This is a genomic window from Legionella shakespearei DSM 23087, from assembly GCF_000373765.1.
Taxonomy (GTDB): Bacteria; Pseudomonadota; Gammaproteobacteria; order Legionellales; family Legionellaceae; genus Legionella; species Legionella shakespearei.
In genome coordinates this window covers 105,706-123,827 of sequence record NZ_KB892382.1, presented here as the reverse complement: position 1 = coordinate 123,827, position 18,122 = coordinate 105,706, and the positions used below count along the sequence as shown (strand labels likewise).

Below are 18,122 nucleotides of genomic sequence, written 5' to 3'. Positions count from 1 at the left end.
CAAGTGCAGTTGCAAGCAATCGGGCTACGCCAAAATTCACTATACGCCTGCCAAGTATAACACTCTGTTTTTATCCCGCAAAGTTAAGTCGATAAGGAAAATGTCTACTTCGCTGGCCAATTAATAAAACCAGTACTATGATTAAATTAAATGCTCAAAAGGAGGTCTGTATGTTAGTAAAACGGCCAATATACAACCAACAATTAAAATGTGTCGCTTTCGAAATACTATCTTACCAAAATCTCAAATTAAATGAAGAATTAACCAACAGCCTTTTTGAACTAATTAATAATTCGGATACCCAATTGCCTTTGTTTATTCCATTTGCCCTCAAGGCCATGCTCGAACAATTTGAACCGCCCATTCAGAACCCTATTATTCTAAAGCTGCCTGCAGAGCAAATTGAATCAACCTATTCTCTGAATGAATTAAAAGAATCAATCTTTTCAATCGCCCTATTGATTGATACGCCTCAGCAATTAGCCTGGTTAAATTTTGCTGAATATATAGGATTAACCGACCAGCTAATGAGTCGGGCGGATGTAACCAAGGTAGTCCAGTACAGTAAAGCCAATCAACGCAAAGTCATTGCCTATGGTATTGCGCAGCCTATAAGTTTTGATAAATGCAAAGCAATGACTATGGATTATTATTGCGGTGATTTCCTTTTTAAGCCTGCAGAGGATGATCAAACTGAAATTGCAGCCAATAAATTAAATTTATTGCATCTTATCCAGACGCTGCAAAAAGAAGACTGCGATCTGTTTACCATTTCATCCATTATTCAAACGGATCCTTTATTAAGTTTCCAACTATTGAGAATAGCCAATTCAGTAGCATTTTCTGGCGGAACCTCTATAGATTCTATCGAACAGGCTGTAGCACGATTAGGGGTAATCAACCTGAAAAACTGGATCATGCTCTTTTCCATGAAAAATATTTCTGATAAGCCTGTTGAGATATTGGAATCAGGATTGATTAGAGCACATATGGCTGAAGAATTGGCCAAAGGCAACCCAGATATTACCACTCAAAGTGCTTACACTGCCGGATTATTATCAATACTGGATTGTTTATTAAACAAGCCTATGGTTGAATTGATTAATCAAATCACCTTGGCAGAAGAAATTAAAAACGCCCTGATGAACCAGACAGGGCCATTAGGAAAACTTCTTTCTTTGGTAGTAGCCTATGAAGAAGGGCATTGGGATGATGTGTCCCAACATCAGGTAAATGGCCATGATTTAAGTAAATTATATATAGACAGCCTTGCCTATGTGAGCAAAAGTTCAAAAGCAATGCATAGTTAGGACGATCAGAAAAAGTAAGTGGGAATTATGTTTTTTATAAGATATCTGGCAGCATTAAGTTATGATGCAATCATCATGATTGTTTTGTTTTTTGTTTTGACTGCATTCTTCTTACTATGTAATGGTGGCCATGCAATCCCTCCGGCAACCCTTTGGTACCAGCTCAGCCTGCTTGGTATAGCACTCTCTTACTATTACAGTTCCATACGATTTGGCGGCCAAACGCTGGGAATGCGGGCATGGCGGTTCAAACTGGCAGCCAAAACGCAGGAGCAGTTATCGCGTCCACAAATTTTAGGACGTATTCTTTATTTCATTCCCACCCTGCTCATCGCCCCCTTTTGTTTTAAAAGTCACTACGCTCTGCTCAACCACTGGACTAAAACCGAGTTCGTCAGGCAGTAAATTTAATAGAGAATGCTATGGTAGAAATTATTAATCTTAATAAAAAAAGAAAGGCTAAAATGCGCCTGGAAAAGGAAAAAAAGGCTTCTGAAAATCGCATTAAATTCGGCAGAACAAAAAAAGAAAAACTTAGGGATAAACAAGAGCAGGAACGTTTTGAACGGCATCTGGATGGCCACAAGCTGGACAAAAAAGAAGAGGAATAACAAGGAATTACGTAGCCCGGTCTGCTTGCAGCCGGGATCGTGCCACTTCGATCCCGGCTGCAAGCAGACCGGGCTACAAACTGTGCCAGGATTCAGTGGGATTTCCTTGCCTGTATTTAGCCGTAATAGAGCTCCACTCGCTGGCCACTCCCCAATCTACGTCGTCCTGAGCGCGTCTTTTTGCGCGAAGGATCTCCAAATAGTGGCACCATGCCGCACTCAGGACGACGTGAATCTTCCCTCTTGATTTTTGGCCTGTAGTGAGAAATGATCTTACAAAAAGGTCTATTATTTGATCTTTAATTATGCTATTATGCCGATATTAAATCACTAATGGTTTTTTGTGTTCATATAACGATGAATTAACATTTTGTATCCGGAGTCAATATGGGTTACGCCAAACTATCATATAAAAATACCCCTTTAAAATCTGGAGTAAAAAAACCTTTACTTATCGGGTGTAGCGGAGGGGCTGGACATAATGCAGCAATAACCGGAATACATGATTTTCTGCAGAAAAATACCACAGATACCCTTGTGTTGCGCTCCTACAATCCTGTTTCATATGAAAGAAAATCTCCTTCCCCAATCCGATCGCAAATTTCAAAAACCATTACTGCAATGGGGCTTTTTGCTGTAGGACCAGCGCTGAAGCTGGCTGTTTCTTTTACGCCTTATCCCGTATTGTGCGATAAACAAAGCCTGGCAAATGAAATAAAAGGGCTTTCCAGCAAGACAGCGCCTCGCCCATACATTGACATGTTACTTGATGTTTATCCAGCGGGTTATGAAAGTGCTGCGATTTGGAATGTGTTACAACGTAACGACAAAATAGATGATTTACGAAAACTGGTTGATTTACAGCATACTAACGATGCCGCTAATTATCAGCCTACCTATGACTATTTCCTGGAAAAATTAAAAGACGCAGCAATAAACAAAGAACCCTATACTGAACTTGTTAGTACACAAGCTATGGGTTTGCCTGCATTGTGTGATGTAGTCAGAAATTATAATGAATGGGTTGTAGCCGAAAAAATAAATGCTCCCAGAATAACCATTCATCAATACATGACTGATTTGGCGACCCCAGGTGCTGTCCACTTCTTCAATACCTTATCGCGATTAACCCCCGAACAACAAAGGCAAATGACGTTATATGGCGTTGGAATGAATAAGAAAATGAGCACTCAATTCTTCCCTCGTGGCGAACAATTTGATGCTGTTTATGATCTAGATACAAAAAACAACCCTATGGTAAGACCTGGCTTTATGACGCCCGCCTTAGACAACAGCCAAAAATACGCTACCGATGTTTCCATCGTTCTGGCTGGTAAACAGGGTCCGGAATCTTATGACATAAAAGCAAATGAACAAATCGCCTCTATCATGCTCGGCAGTCAGGCAGGTATATCCAGTACTGAGTATATAGAAACATTGCTGAACAATGGCATGGATAAAGTATTCGTTTTTGGCGGCCAAAATGGTGTTATAAAAGAACGAATTGATGAGCTTAGTGTAAATCCATTGTATAAAGACAGAATCATTGCCTTGCATAATCAGGGAGATAAAGAAATTGCAGCCCTCATGAGCCGAAGTAATTGCCTCATCATTCGCGGTGGTGGTTTGACGGTAATGGAACAGTTGGCTATGCAGCATAATCCACAACAGACTGTGTTAATTCATCATGCTGAATCAGGTCAGCCTGAATTGACATCAGGAATCAGCTGGGAAGATGAAAATGTCAACTTTATGATTAAAGAGCTGCAAAAGCAAAATGTTCACGCAGAGAAGACATCACCTCTTCGCGCCAAACGCCAAATACCTGAAGCACAGTTGATTGCTGCGGTAAAACGATTTGATGGCTCTCTACCTGTCGATACGAATGATGCCATTTCTCACATTCAAAATCTGTCTGATGTGAAATTAGCGTCTATTGTTGCTGAACTTAACGCTGCAAAAGCGGATCCAGCATTACCTGAATCATTCATTCTGTATATTCAGTCCCGTGAGAAAACGGCTCAGGAATACGTTGATCTGTTTGAAGAGAAACTCAGAAATGGAATTATTCACTTAAGAGAAATTATTGCCAAAGAAACTCCTGCAGATCCTGAAGCTGAACTTTCCTCAGAAGTGCGTTCAGCAAAAGCAAACTGCGAGGCGATGGAACAATTGCATGCTATTCTGGTGGATGAAAAGCTCTCTGCCGCTAGAAAATTAGAGAACTTTAAGACCCAATTTAACGATCCTGAGGTGAGTAAAGCATTTAATCAGAACAATGATGGATTAATTACGTACATCTTAAAACAAATAATCTATTATCTGGCTCAGTATTTCCCTTCTCTGGAAAAGAATTTAAGCTACCAGCAAGAGTTTAAACGACAAGTAGAGAATATTAAGGTTGAAAGCGAAGAAGATACCGTAGAGTTCTCCCCATCCGCTTAATTGCATACCTTGTGATGACATGTAACCCGTTTGCTCGCAAACGGGTTTTTCTTTACCCAAAATAAAACCACGTCGTCCTGAGCGCGTCTTTTTGCGCGAAGGATCTCCCGAAAAGAAGCATGGTGCCAATATTTGGAGATCCTTCGCGCAAAAAGACGCGCTCAGGACGACGTGAATTCGGAGGGAAGTTACTCCGAAATAGCACAGTGCGTAGCCCGGTCTGCTCGCAGCCGGGATCACAGTGGCAATGAGCCAATCCCCTTAAGAGTAGCACACCATGCCAAATCAGGGAGATCCTTCGCGCAAAAAGACGCGCTCAGGACGACGTGAATTCAGAGGAAAGTTGCTCCGAAATGGCACAATGCGTAGCCCGGTCTGCTCGCAGCCGGGATCGCAGTGGCACTGAGCTAATCAGCACGACGCAGACTCGAGAGATAATATGGTTTCGAGGATGACGTTGTTCTGTGATAATACTGATTTTTTAAATAAGAAAAAAACAAGAGCTCCCCTTCCTATACAAGAAAGGGGAAACTAAAGTAATTAGATCCTTGCACCCAACAAGGAAGCCACGTCATCTTCTTCTACTGCCGCATACTGCGGAGCTGTGGGATTATTTTTCTCGTTAATGAGTTGCGTTAATATAGCCACACTCGGGCGCGGAGTTCTATCTGCAGCAAAGAAACCAAAGGACTTTGTATTACCCTCATTCCACTCGTAATTATCCCAACCTGACCAAAAATAAACGCCAGGTATATCAATCCCCTCAGCGATTTTTCTTTTGATCACATCAAGATAAAGTGGTAGCAGCTGCTGACGCAATACATCACTTTGATCAGCAACTCCGGTTTCGGTAATATAAATCGGCTTACCCAAGCGAGCGACTTCATCAATAGCTTCTGCAAATCCATCAGCATCAAGGGGTAAGTACATATCTCCCATTACCTGGCCATCACGGCATGTTGGACCATATATATTTTTTCTGTTCGGCCCCACAATGGGATTAGCGTAAAAATTCAAACCAATAAAATCATTAGCATTCGGGGCGCGATCGTCTCGATAATGAACGCCACCTAGTCTGTAATCAAACCGGCCGGTTGCAAAGAATTCCATAACCAAATCATTGGTTATGCGATTAAACACATTAGTAAGTACATAGGCAATTGGATCAAACCGATATAAGGGCTTAAAACGTAAAAAATTATGGACTATACCAATTTGGGACTCCTGACCATTAGGCTGTGCCTTAAGCATTTCATAAGCGTCAACATGAGCTCGGAGAAAATTCTTAAGTACCTCTGCTGTTTGGGAAAAACTTAACTTGGTATGTGGGGGAAATTTACCAAGGAAATAGCCCATATAAGCTTGTACTGCAGGTTCATTGATGGTGCACCATAAAGAAACCTTGGGAGACAGAGCATTGAATACATGCCTGCAATAAGCTGTAAAATGAGCAATATTGGCTTGTTTTTCAAAGCTGCCAAGTTCTGTAAACCAACTGGGTTCATTAAAATGATAAAGCGTCAGCATGGGTTTAATACCACGTGCTATACACGCATCAATGAGTCGTTCATATTGCGCCAAAACTTCTGCATCAAATTGACCCTGAACCGGCTCAATATGGCTCCACTCAATGGATATTCTGTACGTTTCTGCACCGGCTCTTGCCATCAAATCCAAATCTGCTTCAAAATTATCCCAATGAGGTAGGGCTTGAGTTGAATCAGGAACATTCCCTATTCGAGCATCTTCAGTCCAGTTTGAATCCCCACAACGTGGTCCTGATGTTTGAAACATGGAACTGGCAAATCCGATAATAGGCTTTTCTTGTTTACTCTGCATAATGTCTCCGCATGAAAAAGGTAATCCAATTTAATACTAAAACTTGCATCAAATTGATATATTTGTTACAAACCGTAACTTAAAAGAGCAAAAATGGATACAACTTTTAAGCATGCTACACCATCCTAAGTCTATGCTTAAATTTCATTTTTACTCGAAATTATATTCCTTGTAACCTTTTTTATAGAGCGGCCTTAAACTCTGGCTCAGCAACTCTATTTTGCGGATTCCTTTCTACTGTTAAAATACATTGATCATCATTAGGTGCTACACCAGCCAAGGTCTGGTGATGTCTGTTCAAATATACTCTGTCTTCTGAATGAATAGTGTGAATCGTATTGTTCAAATGCATGGAGCGGTCGTGTTGTGCTGCAATATCATGCACCGTTTGAGCATATAGACCTAGCAAGTGGTCAGAGTCCATTGGAACAACCAAATTATCATCGAATCGTAACAGACTGAAATCAAAAACGGTGCCACAACGTTGCATAAATTCCACAATTCGATGGAACATAAGTATACTTTCAGTATTCACAGCACTCACTTTACCCTGATCCAGAGTAAAGGCGACAGCATCCTCATGTTTTCCTGGCATCACATCCACTTCAAAATGGCTAGTATCAGGCAATATGGGCAAAATGGGGGAAAAACCCATAAAACTGGGGCAAGGCCGATTGGTAAACAAAACAAGCATTTCACCTACATTATGACAAGCACCAAGATCGGCTACTTTTGACGAAAGAGTGGTTCTTGTTCCAAAAAACATATCCGCCTTGACGCTTCTCTGATAATTAACAGGAACAGGATCAAACCCTGCAACATTAATAGTTAATCGCGACCTGTCTATCTGATCCAATTCCATACAGGTCATAAATGCAACGATAGCCCCTCTGCTAAAGCCGTAAATATTTAAAACTATTGGCTCTTCACTGTTCTTCAGTTCTTGTTTCACTTGTCGGACTATTCTGGCGGCCTGGGCGCTTGAATGAAAACTGAAGACCAGATATAAATCACGAGGATCCCAGCTTTCCAACGCACATCCTTTAATACAAGTGGACATGCTATTCTCATTCCTGACGGTTAAATGATGAAGCAAGGTAGCAAGACTGATAGAGCCGTTTTGGGGTACTTCGTTTGAGTCCAACGTTCCATTGACGTACACGTTAATAATTTTAGTCATTTTTCACCTTAATCTGGTATGCATCTATGATTAATCAACCTATAGAACAAACTGCCCGTACAACTCCTTCGCCATTATTAGTCATTTCAATCCGTGATCCAAAATCAGCAATAATGTGCATTATATCGCCATTCTTCACTAAAATCGATACATTCTCACCAGGATTTAAATGCACGTTGTTAATTGATGCTGTTTTTATTTTCATGACACCGACTAATTCATTCTGGGCATCCTGAGTTTCTATAGTACATTTGGCATCCATAGTTCGATATAATGGATTTTCAATTCGGGTTGGAATTGAGGGGAAAAATACAAACTCCAGGCCAACAGCATTTACTACACTATTGGTTGACATTAATAATGTTGCTGTGATTAAAGCTTTTTTCTTACTGCTAAACATCATGATCATTCCTTATAAATTATCTCATTCTCCTCGGACTAAATATCTTATCATTGCCGAGGTGATTTCCTATGTATTTATCGTATAATCTGCTGCTTTAAATAGTACAGAAAGGGTATAAAATTGAAAATCGCTATTATAGGCGGCTCAATCGCTGGTTGTGCAGCAGCATTGTTATTAAAAGATAAATTTGAAGTTACTGTCTATGAACGCTCAAACAATTTAAAATCTCGCGGTGCAGGCATTACCATTTCAAAAGAATTGCTTGATACCCTGATATCTAAAAACCTTATTGACAAGGAAACAGTAGCATACTCATCCTCAGCACGAAGTTTTTACTGTCAATTACCCAGCAAACCTGACTACGGCCACAATATATGGCATCAGGACATATCAGTTGTCAGCCTTCACTGGGATACCCTGTTTCTTAATTTACGAAAGCGGATTCCTGATGAACTATATAAAAATGAATGTCGCATAGTCGATGTCACCCTTGCGAAAGAAAAACCTGGTCAAATCCTGTTTGAGTCTGGTGAAACCCAGGAATTTGATTTAATAATTTTCGCCGATGGTGCGCAATCTATGGGAAGAAAACTTATTTCTGAACGCTCTCAATTAACTTATTCTGGTTATGTAGCATGGCGAGGCGTAATCGATTTTGATTTGATTAAAGATAAATCTCCATTCATCAATGACGTTCCCTATTATTGTTTTAACAATGGTCACCTGCTGGCTTATCCCGTCAATCATGAGGGCGTTAAAAAATTAAACTGGGTATTTTATGAAAAATTAGACGCAGAAAACCTGGCTGATTTAGGCCATACAAGCCCAGGCAATTTTTCAGAAACAGCAACAAAACATTTACATCAATTAGCAGATTCAAAACTACCTAAAGTAATGGCTCAAATCATCATAGATACCCCACTACCCTTTATGCAAAAAGTGGTGGATGTCGGTGTTGAAAAACTGGTGTCCAAAGGAGCACTTTTACTGGGCGACGCAAGTGTTGTCTTACGCCCCCATGTAGGCAGTGGCGCATCACTGGCAATACAAGATGCATTAAATTTACAGGCACAACTCAATGTTTCTGATGATATGTCTCAGGCAATTGAGCGATGGGAAAAAAACACTCTAAGCAATCGATTGGCAACCTATGAACTCTCGAAACGAATGGGAGATGCTTTAGTATTAAATCCCCCTTTATGGCAAGGCATGGATCAAGAAAAAATGGACCGTTGGTGGCAACAAATCATCCTCGGAGAACAATGGTACACAACCAAGCCAGTGGCTCCGCAATGATATTAACAGGGTAGCCTTGATGCAGCGAAGCGTAATCAAGGTTTTCGTACTAAAAGTTGGACACAATGGAAACCTTGATTACGCTATCGCTGCATCAAGGCTACAGTTTAATATCAGCCCTTGGTTCTTGATAAAAAAGCAGTGCCCCAGGCTCCGTGCCTCAACAAAAATTCCGCTCCTTTACAGTCGCGGCTCGGTTTTCGATGCACGATGAAGTAAATACGAAAACACGAAAACCGAGCCGCGACCGTGAGGAAGCGGAACTTTGCTTTTGAATTCCTTGTAGCAAAAGGAAAAGAGCTATTTTAACTCGATCGAGTGAATAACAAATTTTAAATGACTATAATTTATATAAAACTACATTTTTTCATCCGTACAAGTGAAAAAAATAAGATTTATGTTATAATAAATAATAAATCATACATAAATTCACACGAGAATATGAAAAATAACCTGCCACATCAACAAATCGTCATTCTTGGTCAAGCTATTGAAAGGGAACGCAAGCGAAGACGGCTCACGCAAACCCAGTTGGCGGAACTATCCAATACCAGTATTAATTTTGTAAGTCAGATTGAACGGGGAAAAAAAACAGCTCAAATAGGCAAGATTATAGATGTCCTGCAGATTCTGGGATTACAGCTTGTGATAGAGCGAGGCTCATCAGGCTTGGTGAATCCAAATGAATAATTATAAAGACATCAACAAGTTAATTATTTTAAAAAATTCTGAATTTGCAGGAATTCTGCAAAGAACGAATCAAGGATGTGAATTTGAACTGAATCCCCATTTTATTCAGAATACTAAAGCACCTTATTTTTCATACTGCATTCCTAAAAACTCAGCCAATATAGTCATCCATGGTGATAATTTGCCGCCTTTTTTTGCAGGTTTGCTGCCTGAAGGAAGACGGCTTAATGCATTAATTAGCAAGATTAAAACGTCAAAAGATGATTTATTTTCTCTTTTTGCAGCAGTAGGTACTGATTGCGTAGGTGATATTTACGTTGAAGATCATGAGCGTACTGGCGTGAATGCTCCTCCAAGATTAGATGCCGTTAATTTTTACTCTTACTTTGAAGAAACAATAGCTCCTGATAGCTTGATCCTGGATACAAAATCATTAGCCGGAGTCCAAGAAAAAATCTCAGCGTCTATGATCAGTTTCCCTTTGAATATTGCAAAAAAAGATAAAACTTATATCTTGAAATTGAATCCGGAAGATAAAAATAATTTAATTCAAAATGAATTACAGTGTTTACTACTCGCAAAAAAATGTGGTTTTGATGTAGCAAAGGCTAAGATAGTCACTGATAAGGACAACAACAGTGGGCTATTAGTAGAAAGATTTGACAGGAATAACCAAATAAAATTACATCAAGAAGATGCCTGCCAATTTTTAAATCGTTATCCTGCTGATAAATATCGTATTTCTATTAATCAAATTGCCGATGCCTTAATGCAAATAACGAATGCCCCTCAACTGGAAATTTTAAATTTGCTTCGCCAGTACGTCTTTTCCTATCTTATATGCAACGGTGACTTGCACGCGAAAAATATCAGCTTACACACATTGGAAGATGGGACTATTACCCTAACCCCCCTGTATGATTTGATTTGCACCGCTATTTATAGTGACTTCAAAATGGCTCTTAAAATTGATGGGCGTGATGATAACATTAAGAGAAAAACATTTATCGATTTTGCGGAGCGTTATAAAATAAGCGCAAAGGCAATAAATACGACATTAGATAATCTTATAGCACGATTTGTAAATCATTATCAGAGTCTCTATTTAATCGATATGCCTGAAAATAAAAGGAATTTATTGCATCGCATGATTACAAAAAGAATTGGTGACTTACGAGCAACAAAATAACACTGAAGAGGGGCGACCGTTCTCAATAAGAGATAATTATGCTTTTGTAGCGCTGTCTCGAAGCCTTGGCATTGTACTGACTAGGCTATTGCCGCTCCTCAGCCAGGACAATGGGTTCGATATTAAGTTGCACATCATAGCTTTCTTTAATTTGAGCTTGTATCCACCCAGCAAATTCCAGTAATTCTGATTGACAAGCGCCCCCATAATTCACTAATACCAATGCTTGTTTTGAATAAACGCCTACATTGTCATGCCGCAATCCTTTAAGTCCTAAATTATCAATAAGCCAACCCGCAGAAATTTTAATGTACTCTGGATCTGGCGTGGGGAACTGAGGGAGTTTTGGATATTGAATAAGCAATTCCCGAACTTTTTTGGCTGGTAAAACAGGATTATGGAAAAAACTACCGGCATTTCCCAACTCTTGCGGATTGGGTAATTTACTTTGGCGGATATCAATAATTATTTTACGTAAGTCATAGGGAGTAGAATCATTAATGGCAGACATTCTTGCCGCCACATCTCCATAACTCAAATTAAGATTCGGTTGTGCAGATAATTTAAAACTAACGCTGATTACAATGTAACGTGAATTATTTTTTAATACACTGTTTCTATAAGTAAATTTACAGTCATCATTGCTTAGACTGAGGAGTTGTGCAGTTTGCAGGTCATAAACTAAAACTTCTTCAATAAAATCTTTTACCTCTACCCCATATGCGCCAATATTCTGAATTGGTGAAGCACCGACTGTACCTGGAATCAAACTGAGATTTTCTAACCCAAAAGCCCTATTTTCAGTGCAATAAGCCACAAACTCATCCCAATTTTCCCCAGCCATTGCCGTCACAATTCGATCTTGCCCGATTTGATTAATCGTGATGCCCCGCAATTGATTATGAATGACTAAACCTTGATATGCCGAGGGTACAATTAAATTACTTCCCCCTCCTAAAACAAAGAACTGCGAAAAGTCAGAGAGAACTGAACGAATTGCCTCTAACTGTTCGATTTGATTTAACACGACATAATGGGATGCAGTTGATTCTAGTTGCAATGTATTTAAGTGGGTTAAACTCACATTCTCTTGAAGGTTCATCATGTGCTGTTGATCAGTAGATTATGGATAATGATTATAATGCATTTTTCCTTATAAGTATTAACTTAACGCGAGTTATGGATAAGAAGATTGATTAAAATATATAAAAAACTGTAGCCTTGCTGCATGAAAACCTTGATTACGCTATCGCTGCATCAAGGCTACACTTATTTTAAATCACTCACCCTACGATCATTATCTGGCAGTTAACCCCGACTCTAAACCACCTCATTTCTGCGTGTGGCTATTTTTTTGCTATATTTAATTGAAATCACTTTGTTTGATTTTCTCACTATTAATTGGAAATACATCGTACACGCGATGAAAACGGACAGGAGTCTTATTCTATGAATACCATGCAACCCTTGAAATATCTGGATGCCGCACTTAATCAACTTCGTGATCTTAGTTTAGTTCCTGAAAAATCAAATGAGGCTCCCATTGTTGATTTAATCAATCAAATATCAGATCTCGATGAAGAAAAAACTCTGGCGATTGCTCGAACACTTAGCCAGGCATCGTTGTTTAACGAGGTGGTAAGAGAACAAATCAGCGGCATGCAACTGGGACAGCGCTATGAAGAGATTACCAATTCATTCAACAGTATTCGTGATGACGCGAAAAAAATGGTCATGCAGCTTGATGATGGTAAAATTGATACCATGGAGCGAATTTCCAATATCTGGATGAAGGTCTCACGAGGCGATATCTCTCAGCGTTTTGAAAAAATCAAACACACCTACCTTGATGTTGCTGCTGACTCGAAAGATCAAATTAAACGGGAACACGTCATTTTAAATGCCTATCAGGATTTTCGCGGCGCTCTGAAAGAGTCAGAGGTGTTGGCGCTGGACGTGTTAAAAAAAGCGGAAAAAGAATTGGCAAAAGCCAAGGCCGATCTTGAAAAAGCGGTGAAAGCGGTTGCTGATTTTAAAGGGGATGATTTGGCTGCGAGAGCGAAACTGGAATTGGCTCGTGATGAGAAAATAAGAGTTTTTCAGTATCATGATCGTCGCTATCAAATTGCTAAAGACTTATCCGATAACTTAACCATAAATTATCATTCCTCTGAAGTCATTATGGCTCGCTTATTACAAACTACTAATGCAAAAGAACGGGTTTATCAGCAGGCAATCAGCTTTTTTGGCACCAATGAAACGGTTCTGACGGCACTCAACGCTTCGTTTACCGGTTTGCATGGCTTGTATGAAAGCACTAAAACTTTAAATGCGATGAAAGAAGGCATTAGCAAAAGCATGGAAGATTTGGCTGAAATTGGTGGGAAAGTACAAGAAGAAGCCTTGAAAGCGGGTTATGGTCCTACGATTCGGGTGGATGCGGTCAAAAAGCTGGTGGATTCCGTCATCCGATACCAAGAGCACTCCTTTGAAATCATCAATGAAATGCGCACCCTAAGCACAAAAAACGCAGAAGAGATCCGCACGGCTGTGGAAGATGGAAAGCAGCGTCTGGCTCGATTGGTGGATGAAGGCAAAGCATTGCCGCTTGAATTCCCGCAGCAAAGCAAAGAGAGTAATGGATAAAACATGGCCGAGGATACTCAAGAGAAAGCTCCACTGGATGACATTATGTTGGCGATGGATGTCGTTGATACCCTGCGTTATCAACAGTTGTTAGTCGACAGGGAGCTGAATTCCGAAGATCGCGATAAACTAATGATTGAACGATTAAGACAAATCTATAGATCACAGGGCATCACGGTTCCGGATGAGGTGCTTGAACAAGGTGTTGAATCCTTAAAAGAAGGCCGGTTTGTTTATACACCGCCAGCGAAGAACTTCAATACCTGGTTGGCTTCACTCTATATCCGCAGGGGTAAGTGGGGTAAAATCGGGCTGGCAGGCCTGGCAGCCATCGTATTACTGTGGTGTCTGTACTTTTTCCTTGTCGTGAAACCTGCCGAACATAAATTCGCCGAATTGCCTCAGCAATTGGATGCTTATTATCAGCAAATCAAAACACAGACGAAAGTCCCTATGGCACTGGAAGAAGCCACCTCGTTACTTGAGCAAGGCAAGCTGGATCTGAGCAAAAAGGACAGTAAGTCTGCTACGGTTGCCCTGGAACAGATGAAACAATTGCTGGCGGATCTGAACAGTGAATACGTACTACGTATTGTATCCCGACAAGGAGAGCGCAGTGGGGTGTGGCGAATTCCCAATATTAACACTCAGGCAAGGAATTATTACATTATTGTGGAAGCCGTGACTCCCAAAGGCCAGGTGCTCACACTCCCTATTGTGAATGAAGAAGATGGCAAGACCTACTCCGTCAACAAATGGGGCATACGGGTGGATCAATCATTGTTTGATCGCATAGCCGCCGATAAAAAGGACGATGGCATCATTCAAAATAATATTTTTGGTATTAAAAAGAAAGGTTATCTGAAACCGGAATATCGTATGCAAACACCCGGCGGAACAATTACCTCATGGTAAGGAACGTGATCATGCAGAGTGGCAGTCAAATATTGTTGTCCATAGATAAAGGGATAGACGTGATTCACTCACAAATCCAGACTATTGACCAACAGAACAATACACAAAGCCAGAAACTCGTTGCGCTGCAAACCATGCAAGCCGAACGCTATAAACGCATGGCAAAAATTCGCCTGGATAACGTGTTAAGCGGTGAATTGTCGCTTGGCCTGGATAGGGTCAGCCAACGTGTCGATGAGATTTTGAAAGAGCGAGTCAAAGCCATCCACATGCTACAAGAGCAAATCAAGTCAACGAAAGTTCAAATGAACGATCATCATCAACAACGAGCCCAACTTCATGCCCTGACCATACAAGCAACGGAACGTCTGGACACCGCAGAAGCAGCAACGCAAAACCGCCTTAAAGGCGAACCTGCTTATCTGGCTCAGTTGGAGAAAGCAGAAACAGCGGCGCGCGTTGCCAAACATGCAGATGACAAAATGCAACAGGCACAATCAGCACGTGAACAAAAGGGTAAACCTTATGAAAATGAGCAGTTATTCATGTACTTATGGCAACGTAGCTATGGAACCAGTCAATACAAAGCCAACCCATTCATACGATTTCTGGACAAATGGGTAGCACGCTTGTGTGATTTTGATAAAGCCCGGCCAAATTATGCCATGTTGCTGGAAATACCCAAACGATTAAGCGAACATGCCCAGCGCTTACTTTCAGCAGCCGATCTGGCATTTGCTGAACTCATTGCTCTCGAAAAAAAAGCAGCGGAGGAGGATGGCATTCCAGAATTAAAAAAATCCATGCAGCAGGCTCAGGAAAAGCTCGATCAGTGCGATCATCAGATTGAAGATGCAGAAAAGCATTTACAGGCGCTGGAAATGGAGCAAAGCGCATTTTCTTCTGGGGATGATGCCCCTTTCAAGGAGGCAATTAAGATCTTAAGCAGCACATTTGAGCAGGAACCTGTTCAGGTCTTGCAGGATTATGCCCGAGCCACAACCACCACGGAAGACGATCTTCTGGTCCAGGAAATGGATGCCACCAAAGTGACAACGCAACAAATTCAGCAAAGTGTAACGGATAACAAACGGGTTCAGCAACGCTACCTGGAACGGATGCGGGAGCTGCAAGACATTCGAAACCGCTTCAAACAACAACATTTTGATAGCATTCACTCTGAATTTATCAATTCAGAAGGACTGGCGATGCAGTTAAACCAATTTCTTCAGGGAATGATCAGCGCAAGTATCCTGTGGAGCACCATACAACGGGAACAGCGTTACAGAAAAATAGAAGCAAACCCTGGTTTTGGCAGTGGCGGTTTTGAACAGCGCCAGGGAACCTGGCACTTTCCATTCCCGAGAAACTGGGGTGGTGGAACTTCACGCGGAAACGGCGGTGGCAGCAGTGATGGAGGATTCACAACAGGTGGTGGCTTTTAAAAGAAATCAATGAGCAGACCGGGCTACGTACTAAATCAGGCTTTGTGCCGCAACAAAAATTCCGCTTCCTCACGGTCGCGGCTCGGTTTCCGGTGCACGATGAAGTATATACGAACGCACGAAAACCGAGCCGCGACCGTCAGGAAGCGGAACAGTAATACTGGCTTCTGTCCTGATCCATTGATTTGTTCAAAACATGGTTAGATTATTTGATGCATTAAATTCTGCAGTGGGAATTGGATCTTCTGCCATGGGAAGCCAACGTTTCTTTAGCTCCCCTGACAAAATCACCATAAATAATGCGTTAAATGGTGTTTCTGCCAATCCTTTTGCATAAACTTTAATGGCAGCAATCTTTTCATCAACACGGTTAAGTGCATCGATTTTTTCTAATTCAAGCAGCACACGATCTATTGAAGAATCAATCATGGCTCTCCTGGCAATTAGTCCAGGGACAGCAGCATCACACACACTTGCGTAACGTTCCTGATCACTCCTGTGTTGGCAATATTTTCTGCAACGTTCTGCCGTTCTATTTAATAAAAGACCAAAAGCATCTTTCATTTTTATATATTGTTCTTCCGATGTATCATTTTGGAATAAACTATATTTTGCTAATAAACGCTCAGGTTTCATCAACTTCACTCCAGTGTTCGCAGAATCTACCTCTTTATAGATGCCGCATTGCACCCATAAGAAGTTAATATAATCACCTAATTATAATTTAAAAACACCGTGCGCTCAATAATTAAACAGAAAATAAAGGATTATGGTACGACTCGATTGATTTCCTGGTAACATCAATCAAAACCATTCCATTGATCCTTACATTTTAGTAATTGACGGATTATTGCAACTCACTTCCTGTCTGGATGAAAAGGAACTCTTTGAAAAGAACGTGAGCACTTTAGAAAAAAAGCCGAAAGAGTGTTCTTCAGGCAGTGCGCAACTATAGTACTCATCATATGACTTAAAAGAACAGCGTAATTCCTCTTTAACACTCTGCATTTTTATTTTATAAAAATCATCGTAATCAGTTAAAGTGCTTAAATATGCTATAAAAACTTCAGCTTCTTCCGCATAAATTTTTAATGCCTGCTCTGCTTTTGTTTTATCTTCCAGATTGTGTTGAACATTTTGTCGCAACATGGCAACCCGTTCTTGCATGGCATCAGGAATCAGGTCATGGTTTAAAACAAAACTAAACGCAGCAAATTCTTCAGCAGAATACTGATGAGCGGAATTCTTTAGGACATCACTGACCTGGTATAGTGTTTTTAAATATTCCCTGGATTGAATGGAAATACCTGAGAAAATCTGTAGGCTTTGCGGAAACCGGAATATTTGGCCGTGATGATTAATAATAAAAATAGTAGTTTTTAAATCACTTTGAGGTTGTTCTTGATTTTTGATACAAGTGCAGAAAATACTAAATTCTTTTGTTGCTTGAGAAAACCGTTCATGCCTGGTAGTTAACAAATAAGGATAACCCACTAAATATAGATTCATAAAAAAAGGTTTAGTTTCAATAGGAATAAGTTCGTTCATATAATTAATAACTTCATATTCGAACGTTTCTGGGGGAAATAACTCGAAATATCCCGAGTCAGTCATTTTTATACTAAAAACATTAGGACGTCGGCGAATTTCAATTCTATCCAGATAGTCTTTCATGTTCCCAATGGATATGTTCCTAAAATAAGAAGATGGCATAAACGCTATATTTAGTTTATCAATATCCAGAACAAGTTGAATTTTTTTCTCTCTAATCTGTTTTATATACTGATTAATTAAATCGCTATCCAGTTCCGCCATTATAAAATTAAGCTCTACTAAAGCCTTATCCAATGCATCTATATACCGCTCAGCACATTCAATGCTTTTTCTTTGAGCATATTCTTCTGCAATGGCCATGACATTCCTGTTTATGATCTCAGTCATTATTCGGGATTGATACTCTTTATGCATATGTCCAATAAGGTTAGAAATTACAATGAAGGGCTCAGGAATAGTAGGGGCTACACTATTAGTTGTAGTGCTTATTGCTAAATTAGTTGGAGCTAGATCTGGTAACATCGAAATTTTCCTCTCATTAACTATGGCTGTACTGACTTGATTCAAGACTTGCATCCGCAGCGGTACATCAATCCAGT

The 18,122-nt window shown here is 40.3% G+C and carries 16 protein-coding genes; 10 read left to right on the top strand and 6 right to left on the bottom strand.

Translation table 11 applies throughout. From position 1 onward, the window contains the following. Nucleotides 1-170 precede the first annotated feature (170 nt). The 4 genes from B094_RS0101685 (at nt 171) to B094_RS0101670 (ending at nt 4,366) form a co-directional block, all read left to right on the top strand. Entirely contained in the window at nt 171-1,310 is a 1,140-nt protein-coding gene (locus B094_RS0101685) for an EAL and HDOD domain-containing protein (RefSeq protein WP_018576055.1), read from the top strand. Between the two features lie 27 nt (nt 1,311-1,337). Further along, a complete protein-coding gene (locus tag B094_RS0101680; RefSeq protein ID WP_018576054.1) occupies nt 1,338-1,715 on the top strand; it encodes an RDD family protein in 378 nt (125 codons plus the stop codon). A 17-nt stretch (nt 1,716-1,732) separates the two neighbouring features. Beyond that, on the top strand, nt 1,733-1,921 hold the full coding sequence (locus B094_RS0101675) for a DUF4169 family protein (RefSeq protein ID WP_018576053.1): 189 nt from the start codon (nt 1,733-1,735) through the stop codon (nt 1,919-1,921). Between the two features lie 387 nt (nt 1,922-2,308). Next, entirely contained in the window at nt 2,309-4,366 is a 2,058-nt protein-coding gene (locus B094_RS0101670; protein WP_018576052.1) for a hypothetical protein, read from the top strand. A gap of 540 nt (nt 4,367-4,906) precedes the next feature. Here B094_RS0101670 and B094_RS0101665 read toward each other — a convergent pair. The 3 genes from B094_RS0101665 to B094_RS0101655 form a co-directional block, all read right to left on the bottom strand. Then, entirely contained in the window at nt 4,907-6,205 is a 1,299-nt protein-coding gene (locus tag B094_RS0101665; RefSeq protein WP_018576051.1) for a family 1 glycosylhydrolase, read from the bottom strand. A gap of 181 nt (nt 6,206-6,386) precedes the next feature. Next, entirely contained in the window at nt 6,387-7,385 is a 999-nt protein-coding gene (locus B094_RS0101660) for a hypothetical protein (RefSeq protein ID WP_155823475.1), read from the bottom strand. A gap of 34 nt (nt 7,386-7,419) precedes the next feature. Further along, nucleotides 7,420-7,788, bottom strand: a complete 369-nt coding sequence (locus B094_RS0101655; protein ID WP_018576049.1) for a hypothetical protein — start codon at nt 7,786-7,788, stop codon at nt 7,420-7,422. Nucleotides 7,789-7,908: 120 nt separating this feature from the next. On the opposite strand from B094_RS0101655, the gene B094_RS0101650 reads away from it, so the two are divergent. From B094_RS0101650 to B094_RS15500, 3 genes are all read left to right on the top strand, one after another. Further along, complete coding sequence (locus B094_RS0101650) at nt 7,909-9,084, top strand: FAD binding domain-containing protein (RefSeq protein ID WP_018576048.1); 1,176 nt, start codon at nt 7,909-7,911, stop codon at nt 9,082-9,084. 441 nt (nt 9,085-9,525) lie between these two features. Beyond that, on the top strand, nt 9,526-9,774 hold the full coding sequence (locus B094_RS0101645) for a helix-turn-helix domain-containing protein (protein ID WP_051078189.1): 249 nt from the start codon (nt 9,526-9,528) through the stop codon (nt 9,772-9,774). Continuing rightward, nucleotides 9,767-10,963 carry a type II toxin-antitoxin system HipA family toxin gene (locus B094_RS15500; protein WP_018576046.1) on the top strand — a complete coding sequence of 399 codons (1,197 nt, stop codon included), beginning with the start codon at nt 9,767-9,769 and terminating at the stop codon, nt 10,961-10,963. Before B094_RS0101645 ends, B094_RS15500 begins: the two co-directional genes overlap by 8 nt. Nucleotides 10,964-11,048: 85 nt before the next feature. Here the strand turns inward: B094_RS15500 and murB are convergent, their stop codons facing one another. Next, nucleotides 11,049-12,068: a UDP-N-acetylmuramate dehydrogenase gene (gene murB, locus B094_RS0101635; RefSeq protein WP_018576045.1), complete on the bottom strand. Its 1,020-nt coding sequence runs from the start codon at nt 12,066-12,068 to the stop codon at nt 11,049-11,051. A 344-nt stretch (nt 12,069-12,412) separates the two neighbouring features. Here murB and B094_RS0101630 point away from each other — a divergent pair, with 344 nt between their 5' ends. From B094_RS0101630 to B094_RS0101620, 3 genes are read left to right on the top strand one after another with little or no spacing between them, the layout of a single operon-like run. Beyond that, a complete protein-coding gene (locus B094_RS0101630) occupies nt 12,413-13,609 on the top strand; it encodes a hypothetical protein (RefSeq protein ID WP_018576044.1) in 1,197 nt (398 codons plus the stop codon). Between the two features lie 3 nt (nt 13,610-13,612). Beyond that, a complete protein-coding gene (locus B094_RS0101625) occupies nt 13,613-14,524 on the top strand; it encodes a DUF6384 family protein (protein WP_018576043.1) in 912 nt (303 codons plus the stop codon). Nucleotides 14,525-14,535: 11 nt separating this feature from the next. Then, nucleotides 14,536-15,969: a synaptonemal complex protein 1 gene (locus tag B094_RS0101620; protein WP_018576042.1), complete on the top strand. Its 1,434-nt coding sequence runs from the start codon at nt 14,536-14,538 to the stop codon at nt 15,967-15,969. Between the two features lie 189 nt (nt 15,970-16,158). Here the strand turns inward: B094_RS0101620 and B094_RS0101615 are convergent, their stop codons facing one another. Together B094_RS0101615 and B094_RS0101610 are read right to left on the bottom strand one after the other, a co-directional pair. Further along, nucleotides 16,159-16,605, bottom strand: coding sequence for a hypothetical protein (locus B094_RS0101615; protein ID WP_018576041.1), 447 nt, complete (start codon nt 16,603-16,605; stop codon nt 16,159-16,161). A 189-nt stretch (nt 16,606-16,794) separates the two neighbouring features. Next, complete coding sequence (locus B094_RS0101610; protein ID WP_018576040.1) at nt 16,795-18,045, bottom strand: hypothetical protein; 1,251 nt, start codon at nt 18,043-18,045, stop codon at nt 16,795-16,797. Nucleotides 18,046-18,122 lie beyond the last annotated feature (77 nt).